Genomic DNA, 22435 nt, shown 5'->3' on the forward strand with positions numbered 1-22435 from the left:
GTCCCGCCGTCTCCGTCCCAGGGGCATGCGTACCCTGCCGATCATCCCCGTCGCGGTCCTGGCCCTCGTCACGCTCACCGCCTGCGGTTCGCAGACAGTGTCCGGAGACGGCGCCGGCGCGGCCGGTCACCGGGCCCTGACCGATCTGCCCTACACGGACGTGCGCTGGAACATCGAGAGCCTGACATCCGAGGGCAGGAAGACGACGGCCCCGGCGGGCGCGAGCCTGCACTTCCCCGACGGGGGCACGGTCCAGGGCAACAGCGGGTGCAACACCTTCCGCGCGGACGCCGGGCTGGACGGTGACGCCCTGGTCCTGGGCCAGGTGGAGCGGACCATGATCGGCTGCCCCGAGCCGGCCGCGGACTTCGAGGAGACCCTGCTCTCGGTCATCGGAGGACGGCTGAAGGCCGATCTCTCCGCCGACGAGAAGAAACTCACACTCACCGACAGCGGCGACGGCGACACCGTCACCCTCACCGCCGAGTCCCCGACCCCGCTCCTCGGTACCAAGTGGACCGTGAACTCCCTGATCACAGGCGATGTGGCCGCCTCCGTGCCCGCGGGAGCCGAGGGAGCCGCCCATCTGGTCCTCGGCAAGGACGGCACCGTCCGCGGAAACCTCGGCTGCAACACCTTCACCGGTACGGCGAAGGTCTCCGGCCAGAAGATCGCCCTCGGCCGGATCGCCAGCACCAAAATGCTGTGCGACGGCGCAAAAGGCCAGGTGGAAGCCCATCTGCTGAAGGTGCTCAACGGACAGGTGACCTTCAGCGTGCAGCACCGCGGGCTGACCCTGACCGGCCCCGGGGAACGGAGTCTCGCCGCCGTCGCGGGCGGCTGAGCGCCGGGCCGGCCCCGGGCCCGGATCCGGATTCCCCGCCTCCCCAATTCGGACCAGTGGTCGATCTCGCCTACACTCGGTGCCGTGCCACGTGGTGACGGTCGACTCAATCACGATCTGCTCCCCGGTGAGAAAGGCCCCCAGGACGCGTGTGGCGTCTTCGGTGTCTGGGCTCCCGGAGAAGAGGTCGCAAAGCTCACGTACTTCGGGCTCTACGCCCTTCAGCATCGCGGCCAGGAGTCCGCGGGTATCGCGGTGAGCAACGGCTCGCAGATTCTGGTCTTCAAGGACATGGGCCTGGTCTCCCAGGTCTTCGACGAGACATCCCTCGGATCGCTCCGGGGGCATATCGCCGTGGGCCATGCCCGGTACTCGACGACCGGGGCCTCCGTCTGGGAGAACGCGCAGCCGACCTTCCGGGCCACCGCCCACGGCTCCATCGCGCTCGGGCACAACGGCAACCTCGTCAACACCGCCCAGCTCGCCGAGCTGGTCGCCGCCCTGCCCCGCCAGGACGGGCGCGCCACCCAGGTCGCCGCCACCAACGACACCGACCTCGTCACCGCGCTGCTCGCGGGCCAGGCCGACCCCGACGGCAAGCCGCTCACCGTGGAGGAAGCGGCGGCCACGGTGCTGCCCCAGGTCAAGGGCGCCTTCTCGCTGGTCTTCATGGACGAGTCCACGCTGTACGCGGCCCGTGACCCGCAGGGCATCCGCCCGCTCGTCCTCGGCCGCCTCGACCGGGGCTGGGTCGTCGCCAGTGAGTCCGCCGCCCTCGACATCTGCGGCGCCGGCTTTGTCCGCGAGATCGAGCCCGGCGAGCTGATCGCCATCGACGAGAACGGCGTCCGTACCTCTCGATTCGCAGAAGCGAAGCCCAAGGGCTGTGTCTTCGAGTATGTCTATCTGGCCCGTCCCGACACGGACATCGCCGGCCGCAACGTCTATCTCTCCCGTGTCGAGATGGGCCGGAAATTGGCCAGGGAAGCTCCCGTCGAAGCCGACCTGGTCATAGCGACGCCGGAGTCCGGCACCCCGGCCGCGATCGGCTACGCCGAGGCGAGCGGCATCCCCTACGGCTCCGGACTGGTGAAGAACGCCTATGTGGGCCGTACCTTCATCCAGCCCTCCCAGACCATCCGCCAGCTCGGCATCCGCCTCAAGCTGAACCCCCTCAAGGAAGTCATCCGGGGCAAGCGGCTCGTGGTCGTCGACGACTCCATCGTCCGCGGCAACACCCAGCGCGCCCTGGTCAAGATGCTCCGCGAGGCGGGCGCGGCCGAGGTCCACATCCGGATCTCGTCCCCGCCGGTCAAGTGGCCGTGCTTCTTCGGCATCGACTTCGCCACCCGCGCGGAGCTGATCGCCAACGGTATGACGATCGAGGAGATCGGCGTCTCGCTGGGCGCCGACTCCCTCTCGTACATCTCCATCGACGGCATGATCGAGGCGACCACCATCGCCAAGCCGGATCTGTGCCGCGCCTGTTTCGACGGCGAGTACCCGATGGAGCTCCCCGACCCCGAGCTGCTCGGCAAGCAGCTTCTCGAGACGGAGCTGGCGGGCGGCGCGGACGCCGCCGACGCCCTCCGCCGCCCGTAGGCCCCACCGTGATCCACAGCATCCGTGACTCACCCCGCACGGGCCCCGCAGCAACGACACGAAGGCTTTCCCCGTCATGACAGCTGAGTCCTTTGAGCGAGCCCCGCAGGACGGCGCCGGCGCCAGCTACGCCGCCGCGGGCGTCGACATCGAGGCCGGTGACCGCGCCGTCGAGCTGATGAAGGAGTGGGTGCGCAAGACCCGCCGCCCCGAGGTCCTCGGCGGCCTCGGCGGCTTCGCCGGGCTCTTCGACGCCTCCGCCCTCAAGCGCTACGAACGCCCGCTGCTGGCCTCCGCCACGGACGGCGTGGGCACCAAGGTCGACCTCGCCCGCAGGATGGGCGTGTACGACACGATCGGCCACGACCTCGTCGGCATGGTCGTCGACGACCTCGTCGTCTGCGGCGCCGAGCCGCTGTTCATGACCGACTACATCTGCGTCGGCAAGGTCCACCCCGAGCGGGTCGCCGCCATCGTCAAGGGCATCGCCGAGGGCTGTGTACTGGCAGGCTGCGCCCTGGTCGGCGGCGAGACCGCCGAGCACCCCGGACTGCTGGGCGAGGACGACTTCGACGTCGCCGGCGCCGGTACCGGAGTGGTGGAGGCCGACGGGCTGCTGGGCCCGGATCGTATCCGTAAGGGTGACGCGGTCATCGCCATGGCGTCGTCCGGCCTTCACTCCAACGGGTACTCACTGGTCCGCCACGTCCTGTTCGAGCGGGCCGGGATGGCGCTGGAGCAGCAGGTCGAGGAGTTCGGCCGCACCCTCGGCGAGGAGCTGCTGGAGCCCACCCGGATCTACTCCCTGGACTGTCTGGCGCTCGCCCGGACCGCCGAGGTCCACGCCTTCAGCCATGTGACCGGCGGCGGGCTCGCCAACAACCTCGCCCGGGTAGTCCCGGACGCCCTGCACGCGGTCGTCGACCGTTCGACCTGGACCCCGGGACCCGTCTTCGACCTCGTCGGGCGGACCGGGTCGGTCGACCGCCTCGAACTGGAGAAGACCCTGAACATGGGCGTGGGCATGATCGCCGTGGTCCCCGCCGAGTCGGCCGAGGTCGCCCTGACCCTGCTCGCCGACCGCGGTCTGGACGCCTGGATCGCCGGGGAGATCACCGACCGCGGCGATCACACCACGGGCGCGGAACTCGTCGGCGACTACGCGGTCTGACGGCGGCCGCGGCGGGCGGGCCGGTGACGACCGGGACCGGGCACGGCGATGCCTGAGCGATCAGACACGATGATCCGGACCTGTGCGGGATCGGCCCCGGCGGCACGTGAGCCGTACAGCACAGAACCCGGTCCGTGGGGTGGTGCCCCAGGACCGGGTCGGTGGTCGGTACGAGGTCAAGCGCCGCGACGCTGCGACGACGGTGCGTCGTCCTCGTCGTCGTCCTCGTCGTCGTTGTACAGGTCGGCGTACCGCGCGTACGGGTCGTCTTCCTCGTCGTCGTCCTCGAACGGCTCCGGGTTCGGAGGCTGGCTCGAAGTCGATGCGCCCAGCTCGTTGGCCAGACGCGACAGGTCAGTCCCGCCGCCGCTGTTGTACTTCAGCTGGCGGGCGACCTTTGTCTGCTTGGCCTTGGCCCGGCCGCGCCCCATGGCTCGACCCCCTCGGTGACGGGGCTCGACGGCCCCAGAGTCTTGACACGCGTTCATGATTCGGAACGGACTCTCCGTGGAGAGACCGGCCCGTAGGGCTTCAACGGTACCTGCTTCCGCGGCCATACGGTACGCCGCCCGCATGACGTGCCACTTCGCAGGACCCGCGAGGAGCCCCGTCCTCGCTGGTCAACTGCGATATTAACCTCTTCTGGGCACTCGACCCGCCGACCGGGGTGAGTCTTGTCTCCCAGGGCGGCGGGCCATGGCCCCGTGCGGCGTCAGCTCCGGCGGGCCTCCGCCATGCGCTGCTCGGCGATCCGGTCGGCCGCGGCGGCCGGCGGAATGCCGTCTTCCTTCGCACGTGCGAATATGGCGAGCGTGGTGTCGTAGATCTTCGCGGCCTTCGCCTTGCAGCGGTCGAAGTCGAAACCGTGCAGTTCGTCGGCGACCTGGATCACACCTCCGGCGTTCACCACGTAGTCGGGCGCGTAGAGGATCTGGCGGTCGGCGAGGTCCTTCTCGACGCCGGGGTGCGCCAGCTGGTTGTTGGCGGCGCCGCAGACGATCCGGGCGGTGAGCCGGGGGACGCTGTCGTCGTTCAGCGCCCCGCCGAGCGCACAGGGGGCGTACACGTCGAGTCCGGGCAGTCCGATGAGCACATCGGTGTCCGCGACGGTGGTCACCTGCGGGTTTCTGGCCAGAATTCGCTGTACGGACTCCGGGCGCACATCCGTGATCACGACCTCGGCGCCGTCCTCCAGGAGGTGGTTCACCAGGTGATGTCCGACCTTTCCGACGCCCGCGACACCGACCGTGCGTCCGCTGAGCGACGCCTCGCCCCACAGATGCCGGGCCGAGGCCCGCATGCCCTGGAAGACCCCGTACGCGGTGAGGACCGAGGAGTCGCCGGCGCCGCCGTTCTCGGGGGAGCGGCCGGTGGCCCAGCGGGTGCTGCGGGCGACCACGTCCATGTCGGCGACATAGGTCCCGACGTCACAGGCGGTCACATAGCGCCCGCCGAGGGAGTCCACGAAACGGCCGTAGGCGAGGAGCAGTTCCTCGCTCTTGAGGGTCTCCGGGTCGCCCATGATCACGGCCTTGCCGCCGCCGTGGTCCAGGCCGGCCATGGCGTTCTTGTACGACATGCCCCGGGACAGGTTCAGCGCGTCGGCGATGGCCTCCGCCTCGGAGGCGTACGGGTAGAAGCGGGTGCCGCCGAGGGCGGGGCCCAGGGCGGTGGAGTGGATGGCGATGACGGCCCTGAGGCCGGTTGCGCGGTCCTGGCAGAGCACGACCTGCTCGTGGCCACCCTGGTCCGACCGGAAGAGGGTGTGCAGTACATCTGCAGAGGCGCCGGTCACATCGGTCACGGTAGTGACTCCCAAGTACGAAGCGGCGGGCGGGCTTCCCGGGGTGGGGGAAGCCCCAGTTGGGGACGAGGGTAAGTCCTACGCGGCCGTAGATCAGGCGCAGTGCCGAGGATCACCCGCTCGGGGAGCGCAGCGGAGTGAGGGCGTGGAAGGATTTGCGGTATGCCAGCGGTGTCCTCGGTGATCGTTCCTTACGCGTCCTACCTGCGGGTGTACGAGCCCCTGGCGGCCTTCCCGGAGCCCGAGCGGGGCCACTGGGCCCGCTACGCGACCCGTGGTGCCACCCCCACGGCGCAGGACGAACTGAGGCGGTCCCTGGCCGATTTGCTGCCCACTCCGCCGGTGCCCGTACCGGTGCACGAGAGCGGGGACGCCTTTGTCGCGGAGGTGGACGGGACGGTCTGCGTCTGCCCCTGGCGGACGCGGCTGCGCGGCTGGCTGGCGCTGGAGGAGCTCTCCGCGCGTCTTCCCGGCCCTCTGCTCGACGCCGCGCTGCCGCCCGTGGTGCGCGGCCAGGCCGCGGCGGACTGGGAGGCGTGGCGGGAGCGTAATCCGGACGCCCGGCCGTGGATCAGGACGGCGGTGTGGCAGGTGCCGGTGCGGTGGTTCGCGCTCTTCCGGGACGAGGAGCGGGAGTACGAGCCCGCCGGGCCCGGGGCGGCGGTGATGCGCTACCGCACGCCCATGGTGGAGGCCCGGCGGCGCACCGCGCGGGCCCTCAGAGCGCTGCGGGAGTCCGCGGACGGCGGGCCGCTCACCGAGGGGCTGGTGGAGGTGGGCAAGTGGCTGGAGGAGTTCCATCCCCGCTCCCTGGTCGAGCTGGACTACGGCGGTCTGGTCCACGCGCTGACCGGACCGCAGCTCGACGGCGACCACTCGGCCGCGGATGTGGCCTCGGGCATCGCGGCCCTGCGGGCCGGTGACGGCGAGGGCGCCGGCGAGGCATACGGTCGTCTGGTGGAGCGGTGGCGAGTGGTGAGGGAGCTTCAGTTCGCGAACTGAGCGAACCCCCGTCCCGTCGCTGGATTGAAGCCTGTCGTCTTAGGCCGTAGGTCCCGATCCGGGCCTTTGTCTCAAGCGTGACGGACTGCACTAACGGGGCCCTTGCGTCTATCGCCCTCCCTCGTGTCAAAATAGGACAAGGAGTCCGGGGGGTTCCTTCCGCCCAAGTTCGGGCGGAATGCTTGGCATTGCACTCTATGGGGGGTCTGGTGACTCCTGATCGCTGTGTGACTGATCGTCACTGTGACGTGACTGTCCGCTATGGCATGGTCCATCGGCGTTCCGCCGCTGTTGGACACCTCAGAGGGCAATTCCGTCGGTTTGGCCGACGTGGCTGGACAGATGGTGTAGTTGTAGTGCCGAGGACAAGCCGTTCGTCCTATAACCGACTCGGCCCGCGTCCGCCATTTCGGGCAACGCGGGTCAAGGTGCAGAATTTAGAGGAAAGAACCGAGAAGGTTCGGTTCTCCCGAGGAGGCCGCTCATGACAGCTCGCACCCCTGATGCCGAGCCGCTGCTGACCCCGGCTGAGGTTGCCACGATGTTCCGCGTGGATCCGAAGACGGTCACCCGCTGGGCCAAGGCAGGCAAGCTCACGTCCATCCGCACGCTCGGAGGACATCGCCGGTACCGCGAGGCAGAGGTACGCGCGCTGCTGGCGGGTATTCCGCAGCAGCGCAGTGAGGCGTGAAGCCTTGCTGACCGGGCAGTTCCGGGACCCCCATCCTGGTGAGGCCCACCCATAGCTCCACATGACGGGCGTCTGCCCCAACAGGCCCGCAGTCATTGATCGCGCTGGACTCCGCCGGGTCCAGCGCGATTTTTCATGCGCTAACGATGTACTCCTCGGTAGGCGCCGAGGGGCCGGCGGGAGAGGCCCCGGGGCGGTTCGGGGAGGGGCTCGCGGAGGCACGCGAGGGCGCTTACCGGTGGGTGCAATTGCACATACTAAATTTGTCGTCTGTAGGGAGGGCTTAAGAACCCGCGTTCTGAAAACCTATACGGTGACACCCGTCACACCGTGCAACTCTTGCCAACGTCGAGCGTGTCACTTTCCGAGCGGCGGGGAACCGGGCCGAAGTCACTCCGTGCCGGGACCTTCGGCCCCGGGGGCGGGTGTGGTGCCGGAGGCGGGCGCGGGTGCGGTGTCAGTGCCGTCGGGGGCGCCGGGTTCGGCTTCCGTCGCGAGGCGCTGGAGATGGCGGCAGGCGGGGCACTTCCGGGTGAGGTGCCGGTAGCCGGAGGCGGCGGCGAGGTGGGCGCGCAGGAGGGCACGGGTCTCGTGCCGCCGTATCGGGGACGCCGCCATGCACGTCACCTCCGCCCGTGGGTGTGTGCCGCCCTCTCCTTGATGGGTACCCGGCCCCTCCGGCCCCGTCAAGAGCCTTGCCCGGGGCGGTGGGGTCCGGGGGGCGGGGTCCGGTGCCCCGGGGCCCTCAGGGGCGCGTGGGGCGCCTTCTGCCCGCCTCCGGGTCAACGGGTGGGCTCCCCGCGCGACTTGCCCGGGGCGCGGGCTCCTGCGGCCTTCTCCCGCCCCGTGGCTCCGCCCCGGGCCCCTGCGCCTCAATCGCCGGCGAGGCTGGTTCCTTCGGGCGTCCTCGCCTTTCCGGCGCGGGTGCGTTTCGTGCCCCTTTGCGGGTGCGGGTCCCTGCCGGGGGCTCTGCCCCCGGACCCCCGCGCCTCAATCGCCGGCGAGGCTGGTCTTTGGCACCGTTGCCTTTCCGGCCCAGCCTTTCCAGTCTGTCCGGCGTATGAGGGCGGAGGGTGTGGTGGTTGTCCGCTGCCGGTGCGGGCGCCTGCGCCTCAATCGCCGGCGGGGCTGGTTTTTGGCGCCGTTGCCTTTCCGGGTTGGGGGCTGGGGGCGCGCTTTCAGCCCGTCCGGCGCTTGAGGACGGACCTGTGGCCGGGGTGGGGTCCGTTTGGTGTGGTGGCCGGGCCGGATCCACGCATCTCCAGCCCGTCCGGCGCTTGAGGACGGACCCGGGCCGTCGGAAATTCGCGTGGTGGCGGGCGCGGTCACTCCAGCCCGTCCGGCGTTTGAGGACCGAGCCCGGACCGCGGGGGCCCGAGGCCCGGTGGCCCGGGGACAGTTGGGGTATGCAGAAGACCCCGGGCCTCTCCGAGGCTACGGGGTCTTGAAAAACCTGCGCGGTCCTGACGGGATTTGAACCCGCGGCCTCCACCTTGACAGGGTGGCGAGCACTCCAAACTGCTCCACAGGACCAGATGTCGCAGCTCCGAAAACTGCGCTGGGCTGCGAGAAGAGACTCTACAGCAGCCCGGCCCGGCGGTCGAACTCACTGTGGGCGACGGGCCCGTCACGAGCGGAGGGGGCCCGCCGGTCAGGGTGCCGCCGCGTCGATGGCCTTCACGATGCGCTTGTCGGAGACGGGATACGCCGTGCCCAGCGCGTGCGCGAAGTAGCTCACCCGCAGCTCCTCGATCATCCAGCGGATGTCCAGCACGCTCCCCGGGACGGGCCGGCCCCTGGGCAGCTGCTCCAGGAGCCAGGCGTACTCGTCCTGCATCTCGTGGACCTTCTCCATGCGGGTGGTGTCGCGCTGCACCGCCGACGGCATCTGCTGGAGCCTGCGGTCCACCGCGACCAGATAGCGCATCAGATCGGGCAGCCGCCGCAGCCCGGTCGAGGTCACGAACCCGGCCGGCATCAGGGCCGCCAACTGCTGCCGTACGTCCTGGACGTTGTTGACCAGGGCAAGGCTGTTCGTGGCCTTGAGACGGCGCTCGCACGCCTGCCAGGCGGCCAGGATCTGCTGGACCTGGTCCACCGTCCGTACCGTCGTGTCGACGAGATCGGCGCGTACGGAGTCGTACAGCTTGCGGTAGGACTCCTCGTCCCAGGCCGGCCCGCCGTGCTGGGCCATCAGCCGGTCCGCCGCGGCCGTCGCGCAGTCGTCGAAGAGGGCCTGGACCGAACCGTGCGGATTGCGGGACAGGGCCAGCTTCTGCTGGTTGCCGAGCCGGTCGGAGGCGAACTTCGCCGCGTTCACGGGGATGTTCCGCAGGATCAGCCGCCGCGTGCCCGCCCACATCGCCTGCCGCTGCTCCGCCTCGGTGTCGAAGAGGCGTACGGAGACGGTGTCCCCGGCATCGACCAGCGCGGGGTACGCCTTCACCGGCTGCCCGGCGCGCCGGGTCTCGAAGACCTTCGCCAGCGTGCCGATCGTCCAGTCCGTCAGTCCCGTGCGCTCGATGGACTCACCCGAGGGTCCCGCGGTCGCCGCCGCGGCCCGGGAGAGGGCCTGGCGGGCCCTGGGGCGCAGCTCCAGCCGCAGCGCCTCCAGATCCTTGGCCTCGGCGAGCCTGCGCCGGCGCTCGTCGACGATACGGAAAGTGATCTTCAGATGGTCGGGGACCCTCGACAGATCGAAGTCCTCGGCGCGCACCGGCACCCCGACCATGCTCTGGAGTTCGCGCGCCAGCGTCACCGGCAGCGGCTCCCGCAGCGGGACCGCGCGCTCCAGGAACGCCTTGGCGTAGTTCGGCGCCGGCACGTAGTGCCGCCGGATCGGCTTCGGCAGGGAGCGGATCAGCTCGATGACGACGTCCTCGCGCAGCCCCGGGATCTGCCAGTCGAAGCCCTCGTCCGTGACCTGGTTCAGCACCTGGAGCGGCACATGCACGGTGACGCCGTCCGCGTCCGCGCCCGGCTCGAATTGATAGGTCACCCGGAACGCCAGCCGGCCCTGGCGCCAGGAGTCCGGATAGTCGTCCTTGGTGACCGCGCCCGCCTTCTCGTTGATGAGCATCTCGCGCTCGAAGTCGAGGAGTTCGGGCTCGTCCCGGCGCTTGTTCTTCCACCAGGAGTCGAAGTGCGCGCCCGAGACGACATGGTCGGGCACCCGCTGGTCGTAGAAGTCGTAGAGCGTCTCGTCGTCCACGAGGATGTCGCGGCGGCGGGCCCGGTGCTCCAGCTCCTCGACCTCGGTCAGCAGCCGGCGGTTGTCGGCGAAGAACTTGTGGTGGGTACGCCAGTCACCCTCGACCAGGGCGTTGCGGATGAAAAGATCACGTGAGGTCTCCGGGTCGATCCGCCCGTAGTTCACCTTGCGCTGGGCGACGATCGGGACCCCGTACAGCGTGACCTTCTCGTATGCCATCACCGCCGCCTGGTCCTTCTCCCAGTGCGGCTCGCTGTAGGTGCGCTTCAGCAGATGCTGTGCGAGCGGCTCGATCCACTCGGGCTCGATCTTCGCGTTGACGCGGGCCCACAGCCGGGAGGTCTCCACCAGCTCGGCGGACATCACCAGCCGGGGCGGCTTCCTGAACAGCGCCGAGCCGGGGAAGACGGCGAACTTCGCGCCCCGGGCGCCCAGATACTCGTTCTTGCCGCCCGCCTTCCCGGCCTCCGCGCCCGCTTCCTTGAGACCGATGTGCGAGAGCAGCCCCGACAGCAGCGAGATATGGATGCTCGCCTCCGGGCCGTCCTCCTCGTTGATGTGGATGCCCATGGCCTTGACGACCTGGCGCAGCTGGGCGTAGATGTCCTGCCATTCGCGGATGCGCAGGAAGTTCAGGTACTCCTGCTTGCACATCCGCCGGAAGCTGGAGGAGCCGCGCTCCTTCTGCTGTTCGCGGACGTACCGCCACAGATTGAGGTAGGCCAGGAAGTCGGAGGTCTCGTCCTTGAAACGGGCGTGCTGCTGGTCGGCCTGGGTCTGCTTCTCGGCGGGCCGCTCGCGCGGGTCCTGGATGGAGAGCGCGGCCGCGATCACCATGACCTCGCGTACACAGCCGTTCTTGTCGGCCTCGATGACCATCCGGGCGAGCCGCGGGTCCACCGGCAGCTGGGACAGCTTCCGCCCGAGCGGGGTGAGCCGCTGCCCCTTCTTCCCGTCCGTCCTGTCCGGTTTCCCGGTCGGCTTCCCGGCCTGCTGTCCGGCCGGTTCTCCCTGCTGCTCGCCGGCGGGTTTTCCATCCTGGGCGGACTTCTGCGCCGTGTCGAAGGCGCCCAGCTCCTGGAGCAGCTGCACACCGTCGCGGATATTGCGGTGGTCCGGCGGATCGATGAAGGGGAACTTCCCGATGTCGCCGAGTCCGGCCGCCGTCATCTGGAGGATGACCGAGGCCAGATTCGTCCGCAGGATCTCGGCGTCCGTGAACTCGGGGCGCGCCTCGAAGTCCTCCTGCGAGTACAGCCGGATGCAGATCCCGTCCGACGTACGGCCGCAGCGGCCCTTGCGCTGATTGGCGCTCGCCTGGCTGATCGCCTCGATCGGCAGCCGCTGGACCTTGGTGCGATGGCTGTAGCGGGAGATACGGGCGGTGCCCGGGTCGATCACGTACTTGATGCCGGGAACGGTCAGCGAGGTCTCCGCGACATTGGTCGCCAGAACGATCCTGCGGCCGGTGTGCGGCTGGAAGACCCGGTGCTGCTCGGCGTGGGAGAGCCGTGCGTACAGCGGCAGGATTTCGGTGCCGTGCCGGTCGGAGCCCCCGGCGCGGGGGCGCTGCCTCTTGGCGAGGGCGTCCGCCGTGTCCCGGATCTCGCGCTCGCCGGAGAGGAAGACGAGGATGTCGCCCCTGCCCTCGCCCTGGAGCTCGTCCACCGCGTCACAGATCGCGGTGATCTGGTCGCGGTCGCTGTCGGGGCCGTCGGCGCCGCCCGCGCCGTCTTCGTCCAGCAGCGGCCGGTAGCGGACCTCCACCGGATACGTACGCCCGCTGACCTCGATGATCGGCGCGTCCCCGAAGTGGCGGGAGAACCGTTCCGGGTCGATCGTCGCCGAGGTGACGACGACCTTCAGATCCGGCCGCTTCGGCAGTAGCTGCGCCAGATAGCCGAGCAGGAAGTCGATGTTCAGCGACCGCTCGTGCGCCTCGTCGATGATGATCGTGTCGTAGGCGTGCAGTTCGCGGTCCGTCTGGATCTCCGCGAGGAGGATGCCGTCCGTCATCAGCTTCAGATAGGTGTCGCCGCCGACCTGGTCGGTGAAGCGGACCTTCCAGCCCACCGCCTCGCCGAGCGGGGTCCGCAGCTCCTCGGCCACGCGCTCGGCGACGGTACGGGCCGCGATACGCCGGGGCTGCGTGTGGCCGATCATGCCCCGCACCCCGCGCCCCAGCTCCATACAGATCTTGGGGATCTGCGTCGTCTTGCCGGAGCCCGTCTCACCGGCGACGATCACGACCTGGTGGTCCCGTATCGCCTCCAGGATCTCGTCCTTCTTCTGGCTGACCGGCAGCTGCTCGGGGTACGAGATCTCCGGGACGCGCTCCGCCCGCCGGGCGGTCCGGGCCGCCGCCCGCTCGGTCTCGGCGGCGATCTCGTCCAGCACGGCCTGCCGCGCTTCGGGCTTACGGATGCGGCGGGCGCCCTCAAGACGGCGGCCGAGCCGGTGGGCGTCCCGCAGGGACACCCCGGCCAGCAGCGTCTGGAGGTCGGCGAAGGAAGTAGACATACGGACCCCAGGATCGCACCCCCGGGAAACCGGGGGCGAACGCATTTCTTCCACGAACTGGTGCAGTATGGAGCAGATCATTCACCTGCCATGTATTTGTCGAGCCCGCACGAAGGGACCGGTCGTCCATGCCGCCCAGCCGCGACCGGCACCGGTCCCGTCTGCCGGTGGCCGCGATCGCGCTCCTGGGGCTGGTCTTCACGGTGCTGCTGGCGCTCTGCCCGCCTCCCTCGGCGCCCTCTGCGGGCCTGTCCTCAAAGGGGGCGGGCCCGTCCTCGGGCGCGTACGGCCACGGGGATGAGCGGCCGGTTCTGACGGCCCAGGGCCAGGGCCCCGGCTGCGGTAAGACCGGGCAGGGCGAGGACCGGGGCGCGCAGCCGTCCGCCCCGCCGCGCGCCACGGCCGCGTACGAGCCGCCGCCCGTGCCCTGGGACACCCACTGCGCGACGGACACCTGGGCCCGGACGGCGACGGCCACCGGGACTGCGCCGGACGGACGGCCGCCACCGCTCGTTCCGCCGTCTCCGGAGGAACTGTCGATCCTGCGTGTGTAGGACGGGCATCCATTCCCCATGGACGCCCCTTCTGCCCGTTTCTGCCGCTCAGGAGTACCACCGTCATGCCGTCCTCCTCCCGCAAGCCCCTGATCATCGGCGCCGGTGTCGCCGTCGCCGCCCTGCTGCTCGGCCTCGCCTCCTACACCGCCACCCGCCCCGACGACCCCGCCTCGCCCGGCACCTCGGGACCAGTCGCCGACGTCAGCGCCGCCCCGGGCGGGGGCGCCGTACCCGGGCTGGAGCAGTACGCCCGCCGGGACGCCAAGGACCCCCTCGCCGTCGGCCGCGCCGACGCACCCGTCGTGATGATCGAGTACGCCGACTTCCAGTGCGGCTTCTGCGGAAAGTTCGCCCGCGACACCGAGCCCGCTCTCATCAGGAAGTACGTCGACCAGGGCGTTCTGCGTATCGAGTGGCGCAACTTCCCGATCTTCGGCGAGCCCTCGGAGAACGCGGCCCGCGCCGCCTGGGCCGCCGGGCGGCAGGGGAAGTTCTGGCAGTTCCACCAGGCCGCCTTCGCGGAGGGCGCCAAGGAGAAGGGCTTCTCCGAGGACCGGCTGAAGACCCTGGCCCGGGAGGCCGGCGTCCCCGACCTGGACCGTTTCGCCCGGGACCTCGACAGCGAGGCCGCGAAGGCGTCGGTCGCCGAGGACCAGGCCGAGGCCTACGGACTCGGCGCCGCCTCCACCCCCTCCTTCCTGATCAACGGCCGCCCGCTCGCGGGCGCCCAGCCGCTCGCGGAGTTCACCCGGGCGATCGAGGCCGCCCACAAGGCCGCGAAGTGACCGAGATCGGCTATCTGGCCGCCTTCCTCGGCGGTCTGCTCGCCCTGATCAGCCCGTGCAGCGCCCTGCTGCTCCCGGCGTTCTTCGCGTACTCGCTCGACTCGGCGGGCCGGCTTCTGCTGCGTACCGGGATCTTCTACGCCGGGCTCGCCACCACCCTGGTCCCGCTGGGGGTGGCGGGCTCGTACGCGAGCCGGTTCTTCTACGGCAACCGGGACCTCCTCGTGTCCCTCGGCGGCTGGCTGATCATCGTCCTCGGCGCCGCCCAGATCCTGGGCCTCGGCTTCGCCTCCCGCCGCCTCGCGGAGATCTCCGGCCGCATCCGGCCGACGACGGCCGCCCCCGTGTTCGCCCTGGGCCTGGTCTACGGCCTCGCCGGGTTCTGCGCGGGCCCGATCCTCGGCAGCGTCCTCACGGTCTCGGCGCTCAGCGGCAGCCCGGTCTACGGCGGGCTGCTCCTCGCGGTCTACGCCCTCGGGATGGCGGTCCCGCTCTTCGTGCTCGCGCTGCTGTGGGAGCGGTTCGGCCTCGGCGGGCGCGCATGGCTGCGCGGTCGGGCCTTCACGGTCGGCCGCCTCCGCCTCCACACCACCTCGCTGCTCTCGGGCCTGTTCTTCATCGTCCTGGGGTCCCTGTTCCTCGCCTTCGACGGCGCCACGGCCCTGCCGGGGCTGCTCTCGGTCGACGACTCCTTCGCCGCCGAACGCTGGGCGGGCGAGCTGGGCCGGGCGGTCCCCGACTGGGCGCTGCTGGCCGGGGTGGCGGCGGTGGCCGTGGCCGTTCCGGCCGTACGGGCACGGCGTCGGCGGGACGCATCCGCCGACCCGGTCCGGGAGGCCGGGGACGGAGGAGCCGGAGACACCCCGGAGGCCGGAGAACTCCCCCAGGCCCGAGGCACCCGCGAGGCCGGAGACGTCCGCGGGCAGGCATGACGGCGCAGACACGACGAAGGGCCCGTCCGGTGGACGGGCCCTTCGGGTGGTGGCTGGGGCCGGGATCGAACCGGCGACCTATCGCTTTTCAGGCGATCGCTCGTACCAACTGAGCTACCCAGCCACGCGGTGACATGACCGCAGCGGTCCTGACGGGATTTGAACCCGCGGCCTCCACCTTGACAGGGTGGCGAGCACTCCAAACTGCTCCACAGGACCAAGCAATGTGCGAGCACCAGTCTCGCACATGTGTTGCGTGCCCCCAACGGGATTCGAACCCGTGCTACCGCCTTGAAAGGGCGGCGTCCTGGGCCACTAGACGATGAGGGCTAAGGGCCCGCCTGGGCGCTTTGCAGCGCGTCGGGGACGTGAGAAGCATATGGGATGGCGGGAGGTATCGCCAAAACCGTTTTCGGGCCCTCGGGAAAACGGCTCAGGGAGCCGGTGAACGCGGTGGCGGCACCGGTGAACGGGAGGGGGAGGAGGCCCCCGGCGAGGGTGGGGGAGGGGTGGCGCCGGGCCGGTTCTCCTCGGGGAGATGACGGCTGACCTCGGCGGTCGTCAGACCGAGTCCGCCGAGGGTGATCTCGTCCCATGCCTGGAGCCGCCGGGTCGCACGGTCGAGATAGAGCACCGACGCCCGTACCTTCTCCGGTTTGTCGTTCTGCACCGCGCGCAGCCCGCCGCCGCCCGTGGAGCCCTCGATCTTCAGCCGGGTGCCGTGCTCCATCACCTCGTTGACACGGCGGTGCACATGCCCGGCCAGGACGAGCGGGACCGTGCCGTCGGTCTCGCGGGCGGCGACCGGGTTGTGGGCGACCGCGATGTCGACGGGGGTGCCCGCCCGGGTCTGGTCGCGCAGGGCGGAGGCGAGACGGATGCCCGTCAGCCGCTCGGCCGGATCCCCCTGGGCGGCCACCGAGCGGTCGGGGGTGAACTGCGGGTCCCCGCTGCCCGCGATGCGCAGCCCGCCGACGCTGACGGCCCGGCCCTCGTCCAGCACATGCACGTTCTTCAGCCGGGAGAGATATGCCTGGGTGATACGGGAGTCATGGTTGCCGCGCACCCAGACATAGGGGGCGCCGAGGTCGGCGATGGGGTCGAGGAAGGTGTTCTCGGCGGCGGTTCCGTGGTCCATGGTGTCGCCGGAGTCGATGATCACGTCGATCCCGTACTGCTCCACGAGCGAGGCGATGATGTGCCAGGCGGCCGGGTTCAGATGGATGTCGGAGACGTGCAGGACCCGCATGGTGCCCGGGTCCGGCTGATACGCGGGCAGGGTGGAGGTCGCGTCGTACAGCTTGGTGACATTGGTGACCAGACGGGCCAACTCCTGCTGGTAGACGTCGAATTCGGTGACGATCGAGCGGGCGTTGCCGACGAGGGAGGGCGCGCTGGAGAGCAGACCGGAGAACTTGGGCTCCAGCACCGAGTCCGCGTTCCAGGTCACCACCGCGCTGACACCGGACGCGGCGAGCAGCGCCAGCGCCAGCCCGCCCGCCGCCAGCGCCCTGCGGGGACGGCGGTAGACGGCGAGACCGAGGGCCGTCGCCCCGCCGACGACGGCGGCACAGGAACGTACGGCGAGTTCCGTGGTGCCGCTGACGACGTCCTGCGCGACCTCGTCCTGGAGGCCGGACAGCCGCTCGGGGTGCTCGACCAGCGCGGTGGAGCGGGCGGGGTCGAGCTGCTCCACGTCCACGTCGAGCCGCAGCGGCGCCAGATGGGATTCCAGCTCCAGCGCACCCAGCGGCGAGACGTTGATCCTGGTGCCGCCGGTGAGATCGGGCCGCAGGGTCATGCTGGTGTTCATCGGCCCGACGGGGGTGTGGACGCTGCCCACGATCAGCAGCCCGAGCCAGGCGCCCGCGACCACGACGACCGTGAGACCGAGCGCGCGGGCCCAGGGGTGCGGGGTGCGGACGAGCGTACTGGTGAGCTGCTCGGTGTACCGGGAGCGGTAGTGGCGCCGTATCCGCTCGTACGGCTGCCGGAGCCGTCCGTATCCGCGCCGGAGCGGGCCGCGTATCCGCCGGAGCCGGGGGTACGGGAGCGGGACGCGGATGCCCGGAAGGCGGCCGGCCGCGCGCCCGAGCCGGGTCCCGGGCCCTTTCTCGCGCCCGGTCCCGGGCCCTTTCCTGCCCTCGGCGCCGGGCCTGTTCGTGCTCGGGCCCCGGTTCCGGTCCGGGTTCCGGTTCCGGCCACGGTTACCGAGCCGGAGCAGCGCGGCGCGGACCGGTTCTCCGATCCGTTCCCGGACTTTGCGGACTGAGCGTGCCATTGGGCCCGTATGCCCATCGGGGCCCCTCGCCATGCGAACACCGGGGCGGGACCGCACTGGGGCGGCGGACCGGCCGCACGGGACGCGCAGGGCTCGGGGAGACCGCCGTCATGTTGTACGTGACAATGGCCAGGTGCTGGAGATGACGCGCGAGGAGTTCGAGGAACTGGTCGCCGAGGCGCTGGACCGGATCCCGCCCGAGCTGACGCGGCTGATGGACAACGTCGCCGTGTTCGTCGAGGACGAACCGGCCGCCGACGACCCCGAGCTGCTCGGGCTCTACGAGGGAACCCCGCTCACCGATCGCGGCGAGTGGTACGCCGGGGTGCTGCCGGACCGGATCACGATCTACCGGGGGCCGACGCTGCGGATGTGCCAGAACCGCGAGGAGGTGGTGGAGGAGACGGAAATCACCGTGGTTCATGAGATCGCCCACCATTTCGGCATCGACGACGAGCGGCTGCACGCGCTGGGGTACGGGTGAGCCCCGGCTCTCCGGGACCGGGGGAGGCCGTCGACCCTTCCCCGGGCGCGGGGGAGGCCATCGACCCGGATGTCGATCTGCATGTGCCGACCCAGCGGGCGGAGACGTCCGGGGCGCGCCGGTGGGGCGTCCTCGCGGTGATCTCGGTGGGCGGCGTCATCGGCGCCCTGGCCCGCTACGCGCTCATGCGGGCGTGGCCGGTGGAGGGCTTCCCCTGGGTGACCCTCGTGATCAACGGCTCCGGTTCCGCCCTTCTCGGTGTCCTGATGGTCCTCATCAGCGAGGGCGGCCGGAGCGCGCATCCGCTGGTGCGGCCGTTCGCCGGTGTCGGGGTGCTGGGCGGATTCACCACGTTCTCGACGTACGGGCTGGACTTCCGTGTGCTGCTGGAGAGCGGCCGGTCCGGCGCGGCCCTGGGGTACGCGGCCGGCACGGTCGTCTGCTGCGTCGGCGCGGTGTGGCTGGCCACGGCACTGACCCGGCGGGCCCTCCCATGACCCGGCGGGCCGTCATATGACGTGGCTGCTGGTGGCGTTGGGCGCGGCCGTCGGGGCGCCCCTGCGCTATCTGACCGACCGTGCGATGCAGGCGCGCCATGGCTCGGTGTTCCCCTGGGGCACCTTCGCGGTCAACGCGTCGGGGTGTCTGGTGCTCGGCGTGGTGGCGGGGATGTCGGTGTCCTCGCAGACGAACGCGCTGCTGGGGACGGGGCTGTGCGGGGCGCTCACCACCTACTCGACCTTCTCCTACGAGACGTTCCGGCTGACAGAGCGCGGGTGGGGTCCTCTTGCGGCGGCGAATGTGCTGGGGTCGGTGGTGGTGGGGCTCGCGGCGGTGGTCCTGGGGGCGGAGGCGGCGCAGGCGCTGCTGGGGTAGGGCGGCGGGCCGGGACGCCGGACGGGCGCTGCCGGTCCGGGGCCGGCGGCCCCCGGCGGTCGGGGCGGGCCCGGGCGCCGGGTTCTCCTGCGGTGCGGCGGTTGTGCCGGTAGGGGCCGTGGGTTGGCAGGGTCCGTAGGCACCGTCCGCTGGTACGGGGCGCGGTCGGCCCGCGCGTACAGGCCCGCGTCGGCACCGGTCCGCCCGTACGGGCCGGTGGTGGCCGTGGCGGTGCCGGGCTCGGGGCCTGCCCCGGCGGGCGCGGGCGTCGGCGCCGTCGTGTACTTGTCAGGCTCTGGGGCGTGTCCCCCGCGGGCCACGGGGAGTTGGACAGGGCACCCCCGCGTCCGGGTGCGCATCCCGCGCGCGGTGGCGAATCCCGCGCCCTGTCCCCGTACCGTCCCCGGAGGTGCCCCCGTGCGCCAGTTGTCCGCCCCTGGCCGTTTGGCTGTCGCGTTCGCCGCCTCGCTGGCGCTCGCCGCCACGGCGGGCTGTATGAGCGTGAGCGACGACAAGGGCGCCGAGCCGGTGCCCGGCAAGCCCTCCGGCCGCAGCGGCGCCGTGACCGAGCACGACGGTGTCCACGGTGGGTCCGGCGGCCGTCACCTCCGTGGCGGACGGGGAGATTCCGGCGCCCCCGGGGGCAAGGGCGACGCACCGGACGCGTCACCGAGCCCGAGTGGTACGGCGGGCCCCGCCGCCCGGCCGCCCGGGGGCGGGAAGCGCCCGCACCAGCCCGGTGTGCCCCAGCCGACCGGAGACGGGCCCACCCCTTCCGTACAGCCGACTCCGCCGCAGGAGGAGCCCGCCACCGAGCCGCCCGTGGAACCCACCCCCCAGCCCACCCCCGAACCGACCGACCCGCCGTCGCCGTCCTCCGCGCCCGATGTGCACGCGGGCGCGGTACGGCCGGCCTACGCCGACGGCCCCGGGCCGGGGTGGGAGCCGGTGGCGTCACCCCAGACGGGGCCGGAGCAGAGGGGGGCGGTGTAACGGGGGTCACTCCGGTGTGGTTTGCCTGGGGAGGGGGAGGGTGCGTATGGTGGTAGATCGTTTGATCCCATTGCCCGGCGCCGAAACAGAAGAGCGCCGCGTGGCGCGTACTCTCCCTAGCCGTGGCTGACCGCATAGAGGCGGTCGACTTGCGAAAACACGGAGTTTGGGCGCGTGCCGAGACTCCGGAAGGTTTCGCATTTCGCATGTCCGCTTTCAGTGCTGAGCACCCCGTCATGCCCGAGAACGAGCCGACGGGCGAGGCCCCGGCCGAGACCGCCGGCACCCCGGCGGCCGCCGGAACCGTGACCCTTGAATCGCTCGGTGTCGAGCCCGCCGCCGACGCCCCCGAGGCCGCTGAGGTCCCTGCCGCTGAGGTTTCCGTGGCGGCCGAGTCGTCCGTGGCGGCTGAGTCCTCCGTGGCGTCCGAGCCGGCTGACGCGTCCGAGGCGTCCGACGTGTCCGACTCCTCCGCAGAGTCTGTTGCGTCCGAGGCCCCCGAGGTCACGTTCGCGGACCTCGGCCTCCCCGAGGGCGTCGTCCGCAAGCTCGCGCAGAACGGCGTCACCGTCCCCTTCCCGATCCAGGCCGCGACCATTCCGGACGCCCTGGCCGGAAAGGACATCCTCGGCCGCGGCCGTACCGGCTCCGGAAAGACGCTCTCCTTCGGCCTCCCGCTGCTGGCCACCCTCTCCGGCGGCTTCACCGAGAAGAAGAAGCCGCGCGGTGTCATCCTCACCCCCACCCGTGAGCTGGCCATGCAGGTCGCGGACGCGCTCCAGCCGTACGGCGACGTCCTCGGCCTGAAGATGAAGGTCGTCTGCGGCGGTACGTCGATTGGCAACCAGATCTACGCCCTGGAGCGCGGTGTCGACATCCTCGTCGCCACCCCGGGCCGGCTGCGGGACATCATCAACCGCGGCGCCTGCTCCCTCGACCAGGTCCAGATCGCGATCCTGGACGAGGCCGACCAGATGTCGGACCTGGGCTTCCTGCCCGAGGTCACCGAACTGCTCGACCAGGTGCCGACCGGCGGTCAGCGCATGCTCTTCTCCGCGACGATGGAGAACGAGATCAGCACCCTCGTCCGGCGCTATCTGACCGACCCGGTCAGCCACGAGGTCGACAGCGCCCAGGGCAATGTCAGCACCATGACCCACCACGTCCTCGTCGTGAAGCCGAAGGACAAGGCCCCGGTCACGGCCGCGATCGCCGCCCGCAAGGGCCGCACCATCATCTTCGTCCGCACCCAGCTGGGCGCGGACCGTATCGCCGAGCAGCTGCGCGAGTCGGGTGTGAAGGCGGACGCGCTGCACGGCGGTATGACCCAGGGCGCGCGCACCCGGACGCTGGCCGACTTCAAGGACGGCTACGTCAACGCGCTCGTCGCCACCGACGTCGCCGCGCGCGGTATCCACGTCGACGGCATCGACCTGGTGCTGAACGTGGACCCGGCCGGTGACCACAAGGACTATCTGCACCGCTCGGGCCGTACCGCCCGCGCCGGCAAGTCCGGCGTCGTCGTCTCCCTGTCGCTGCCGCACCAGCGCCGCCAGATCTTCCGGCTGATGGAGGACGCGGGCGTCGACGCCTCGCGCCACATCGTGGGCGGGGCGGGCGCGTTCGACCCGGAGGTCGCCGAGATCACCGGGGCGCGTTCGCTGACCGAGGTCCAGGCCGACTCCGCGAACAACGCCGCCAAGCAGGCCGAGCGGGAGGCCGCCGAACTCACCCGGCAGCTGGAGCGCGTCCAGCGCCGCGCCGCCGAACTCCGCGAGGAGGCCGACCGCCTGGTGGCCCGCGCCGCGCGTGAGCGGGGCGACGACCCCGCGGCCGCGATCGCCGAGGTGACCGAGGCCGCCGAGGCGGAGCTGGAGGCCGCCGTGGCCGCGTCCGCCCCGCAGCCGCAGGCGGACCGCCGTGACGACCGCCGTGACGACCGGGGCAACTTCGAGCGGCGGGGCCGTTCGTACGACGGCCGCCGTGACGACCGTGACGATCGCCGGGACGACCGGGGTGGCGAGCGCGGTGACCGTGGCGGGCGTTCCTTCGACCGTGACCGTCGTGATGACCGTCCGTTCAACCGCGACCGCCGTGATGACCGTGGTGGTCGTTCGTTCGACCGTCGTGACGACCGTCCCTCGGGCGGCTTCCGCCGTGACGATCGCCGGGACGACCGGGGTGGCGAGCGCGGTGACCGTGGCGGGCGTTCCTTCGACCGTGACCGCTCGTTCGACCGTGACCGTCGTGAGGACCGTCCGTTCAACCGCGACCGCCGTGATGACCGTGGTGGTCGTTCGTTCGACCGTCGTGACGACCGCCCCTCCGGCGGCTACCGCCGCGACGACCGCCCCGGCGGCCACCGTGGCAGCGACCGTCCGTTCAACCGCGACCGCCGTGACGACCGCCCCTCGGGCGGCTACCGGCCGGGCTCCTCGGACCGCCCGTACGCCCGCCGCGACGACCACCGTGGTGAGCACCGCGGCACCGGCACCGGCACCAACTCGGGCTCCTTCGGCCGCCGCGACGACAAGCCGCGCTGGAAGCGCAACGGCTGACGGTACGACGGCTGATCGCGGCACGTCGGCCCGCCGCTGACGGCTGGTCACCGGCCGGCCCGATGTGATGCGTACGGGCAGGGCCCGCACCTCGACTCGAACTCCGAGGTGTGGGCCCTGCCCG

At 71.2% G+C, this 22435-nt stretch carries 18 protein-coding genes and 4 tRNA genes; 13 read left to right on the forward strand and 9 right to left on the reverse strand.

Translation table 11 applies throughout. The annotated features are described in order from the left end of the window. Positions 1 to 25: 25 nt before the first annotated feature. From ACIBCM_RS32730 to purM, 3 genes are all read left to right on the forward strand, one after another. Positions 26 to 844 carry an META domain-containing protein gene (locus ACIBCM_RS32730; protein WP_399249664.1) on the forward strand — a complete coding sequence of 273 codons (819 nt, stop codon included), beginning with the start codon at positions 26 to 28 and terminating at the stop codon, positions 842 to 844. Positions 845 to 928: 84 nt separating this feature from the next. Continuing rightward, a complete protein-coding gene (purF, locus tag ACIBCM_RS32735; protein WP_399249666.1) occupies positions 929 to 2446 on the forward strand; it encodes an amidophosphoribosyltransferase in 1518 nt (505 codons plus the stop codon). Positions 2447 to 2522: 76 nt separating this feature from the next. Then, the gene (purM, locus tag ACIBCM_RS32740; protein ID WP_399249668.1) at positions 2523 to 3617 is read left to right on the forward strand and encodes a phosphoribosylformylglycinamidine cyclo-ligase; all 1095 of its coding nucleotides are present in this window, start codon (positions 2523 to 2525) and stop codon (positions 3615 to 3617) included. Between the two features lie 176 nt (positions 3618 to 3793). On the opposite strand, the gene ACIBCM_RS32745 is transcribed toward purM, so the two are convergent. Together ACIBCM_RS32745 and ACIBCM_RS32750 are read right to left on the reverse strand one after the other, a co-directional pair. Continuing rightward, on the reverse strand, positions 3794 to 4048 hold the full coding sequence (locus tag ACIBCM_RS32745) for a DUF3073 domain-containing protein (RefSeq protein WP_399249670.1): 255 nt from the start codon (positions 4046 to 4048) through the stop codon (positions 3794 to 3796). A 281-nt stretch (positions 4049 to 4329) separates the two neighbouring features. Further along, positions 4330 to 5421: a Leu/Phe/Val dehydrogenase gene (locus ACIBCM_RS32750; protein ID WP_399249672.1), complete on the reverse strand. Its 1092-nt coding sequence runs from the start codon at positions 5419 to 5421 to the stop codon at positions 4330 to 4332. 162 nt (positions 5422 to 5583) lie between these two features. Here ACIBCM_RS32750 and ACIBCM_RS32755 point away from each other — a divergent pair, with 162 nt between their 5' ends. Then, a complete protein-coding gene (locus tag ACIBCM_RS32755; RefSeq protein WP_399249674.1) occupies positions 5584 to 6423 on the forward strand; it encodes a hypothetical protein in 840 nt (279 codons plus the stop codon). A gap of 484 nt (positions 6424 to 6907) precedes the next feature. Beyond that, positions 6908 to 7114, forward strand: coding sequence for a developmental transcriptional regulator BldC (bldC, locus tag ACIBCM_RS32760; RefSeq protein WP_003949541.1), 207 nt, complete (start codon positions 6908 to 6910; stop codon positions 7112 to 7114). Between the two features lie 390 nt (positions 7115 to 7504). Here the strand turns inward: bldC and ACIBCM_RS32765 are convergent, their stop codons facing one another. The 3 genes from ACIBCM_RS32765 to hrpA all read right to left on the reverse strand — a co-directional run bounded on the left by ACIBCM_RS32765 (position 7505) and on the right by hrpA (position 12845). Further along, a complete protein-coding gene (locus tag ACIBCM_RS32765; RefSeq protein ID WP_399249676.1) occupies positions 7505 to 7732 on the reverse strand; it encodes a DUF6274 family protein in 228 nt (75 codons plus the stop codon). Positions 7733 to 8572: 840 nt separating this feature from the next. Further along, positions 8573 to 8647: transfer RNA gene (locus ACIBCM_RS32770), tRNA-Asp, on the reverse strand. 118 nt (positions 8648 to 8765) lie between these two features. Continuing rightward, positions 8766 to 12845, reverse strand: coding sequence for an ATP-dependent RNA helicase HrpA (gene hrpA, locus ACIBCM_RS32775; RefSeq protein ID WP_399249678.1), 4080 nt, complete (start codon positions 12843 to 12845; stop codon positions 8766 to 8768). Between the two features lie 128 nt (positions 12846 to 12973). Between hrpA and ACIBCM_RS32780 the strand changes: the two genes are divergently transcribed. The 3 genes from ACIBCM_RS32780 to ACIBCM_RS32790 all read left to right on the forward strand — a co-directional run bounded on the left by ACIBCM_RS32780 (position 12974) and on the right by ACIBCM_RS32790 (position 15119). Further along, positions 12974 to 13399 carry a hypothetical protein gene (locus ACIBCM_RS32780; RefSeq protein WP_399249680.1) on the forward strand — a complete coding sequence of 142 codons (426 nt, stop codon included), beginning with the start codon at positions 12974 to 12976 and terminating at the stop codon, positions 13397 to 13399. 65 nt (positions 13400 to 13464) lie between these two features. After that, entirely contained in the window at positions 13465 to 14187 is a 723-nt protein-coding gene (locus ACIBCM_RS32785; RefSeq protein WP_399249682.1) for a DsbA family protein, read from the forward strand. Next, positions 14184 to 15119, forward strand: a complete 936-nt coding sequence (locus ACIBCM_RS32790) for a cytochrome c biogenesis CcdA family protein (protein ID WP_399249684.1) — start codon at positions 14184 to 14186, stop codon at positions 15117 to 15119. The genes ACIBCM_RS32785 and ACIBCM_RS32790 overlap by 4 nt, the downstream gene beginning before the upstream one ends. A gap of 47 nt (positions 15120 to 15166) precedes the next feature. On the opposite strand, the gene ACIBCM_RS32795 is transcribed toward ACIBCM_RS32790, so the two are convergent. The 4 genes from ACIBCM_RS32795 to ACIBCM_RS32810 all read right to left on the reverse strand — a co-directional run bounded on the left by ACIBCM_RS32795 (position 15167) and on the right by ACIBCM_RS32810 (position 17400). Continuing rightward, positions 15167 to 15243 (reverse strand) — tRNA-Phe (locus ACIBCM_RS32795). 20 nt (positions 15244 to 15263) lie between these two features. Then, positions 15264 to 15338 (reverse strand) — tRNA-Asp (locus tag ACIBCM_RS32800). A gap of 38 nt (positions 15339 to 15376) precedes the next feature. Beyond that, positions 15377 to 15449 (reverse strand) — tRNA-Glu (locus tag ACIBCM_RS32805). 103 nt (positions 15450 to 15552) lie between these two features. Continuing rightward, positions 15553 to 17400, reverse strand: a complete 1848-nt coding sequence (locus ACIBCM_RS32810; protein WP_399249686.1) for a metallophosphoesterase — start codon at positions 17398 to 17400, stop codon at positions 15553 to 15555. A 133-nt stretch (positions 17401 to 17533) separates the two neighbouring features. Between ACIBCM_RS32810 and ACIBCM_RS32815 the strand changes: the two genes are divergently transcribed. The 5 genes from ACIBCM_RS32815 (at position 17534) to ACIBCM_RS32835 (ending at position 22311) form a co-directional block, all read left to right on the forward strand. Beyond that, on the forward strand, positions 17534 to 17884 hold the full coding sequence (locus tag ACIBCM_RS32815; RefSeq protein WP_399249688.1) for a metallopeptidase family protein: 351 nt from the start codon (positions 17534 to 17536) through the stop codon (positions 17882 to 17884). Next, positions 17881 to 18381 carry a fluoride efflux transporter FluC gene (locus tag ACIBCM_RS32820; RefSeq protein WP_399249690.1) on the forward strand — a complete coding sequence of 167 codons (501 nt, stop codon included), beginning with the start codon at positions 17881 to 17883 and terminating at the stop codon, positions 18379 to 18381. The genes ACIBCM_RS32815 and ACIBCM_RS32820 overlap by 4 nt, the downstream gene beginning before the upstream one ends. Before the next feature lie 16 nt (positions 18382 to 18397). After that, entirely contained in the window at positions 18398 to 18760 is a 363-nt protein-coding gene (gene crcB / locus ACIBCM_RS32825; protein ID WP_399249692.1) for a fluoride efflux transporter CrcB, read from the forward strand. A 444-nt stretch (positions 18761 to 19204) separates the two neighbouring features. Then, complete coding sequence (locus ACIBCM_RS32830) at positions 19205 to 19753, forward strand: hypothetical protein (protein ID WP_399249694.1); 549 nt, start codon at positions 19205 to 19207, stop codon at positions 19751 to 19753. A 206-nt stretch (positions 19754 to 19959) separates the two neighbouring features. Beyond that, positions 19960 to 22311 (forward strand): DEAD/DEAH box helicase, encoded by a 2352-nt coding sequence (locus ACIBCM_RS32835; RefSeq protein ID WP_399249696.1) that lies wholly within the window; start codon positions 19960 to 19962, stop codon positions 22309 to 22311. Positions 22312 to 22435 lie beyond the last annotated feature (124 nt).

The sequence above is a fragment of the Streptomyces sp. NPDC051018 genome, from assembly GCF_044456085.1.
Lineage (GTDB): Bacteria > Actinomycetota > Actinomycetes > Streptomycetales > Streptomycetaceae > Streptomyces.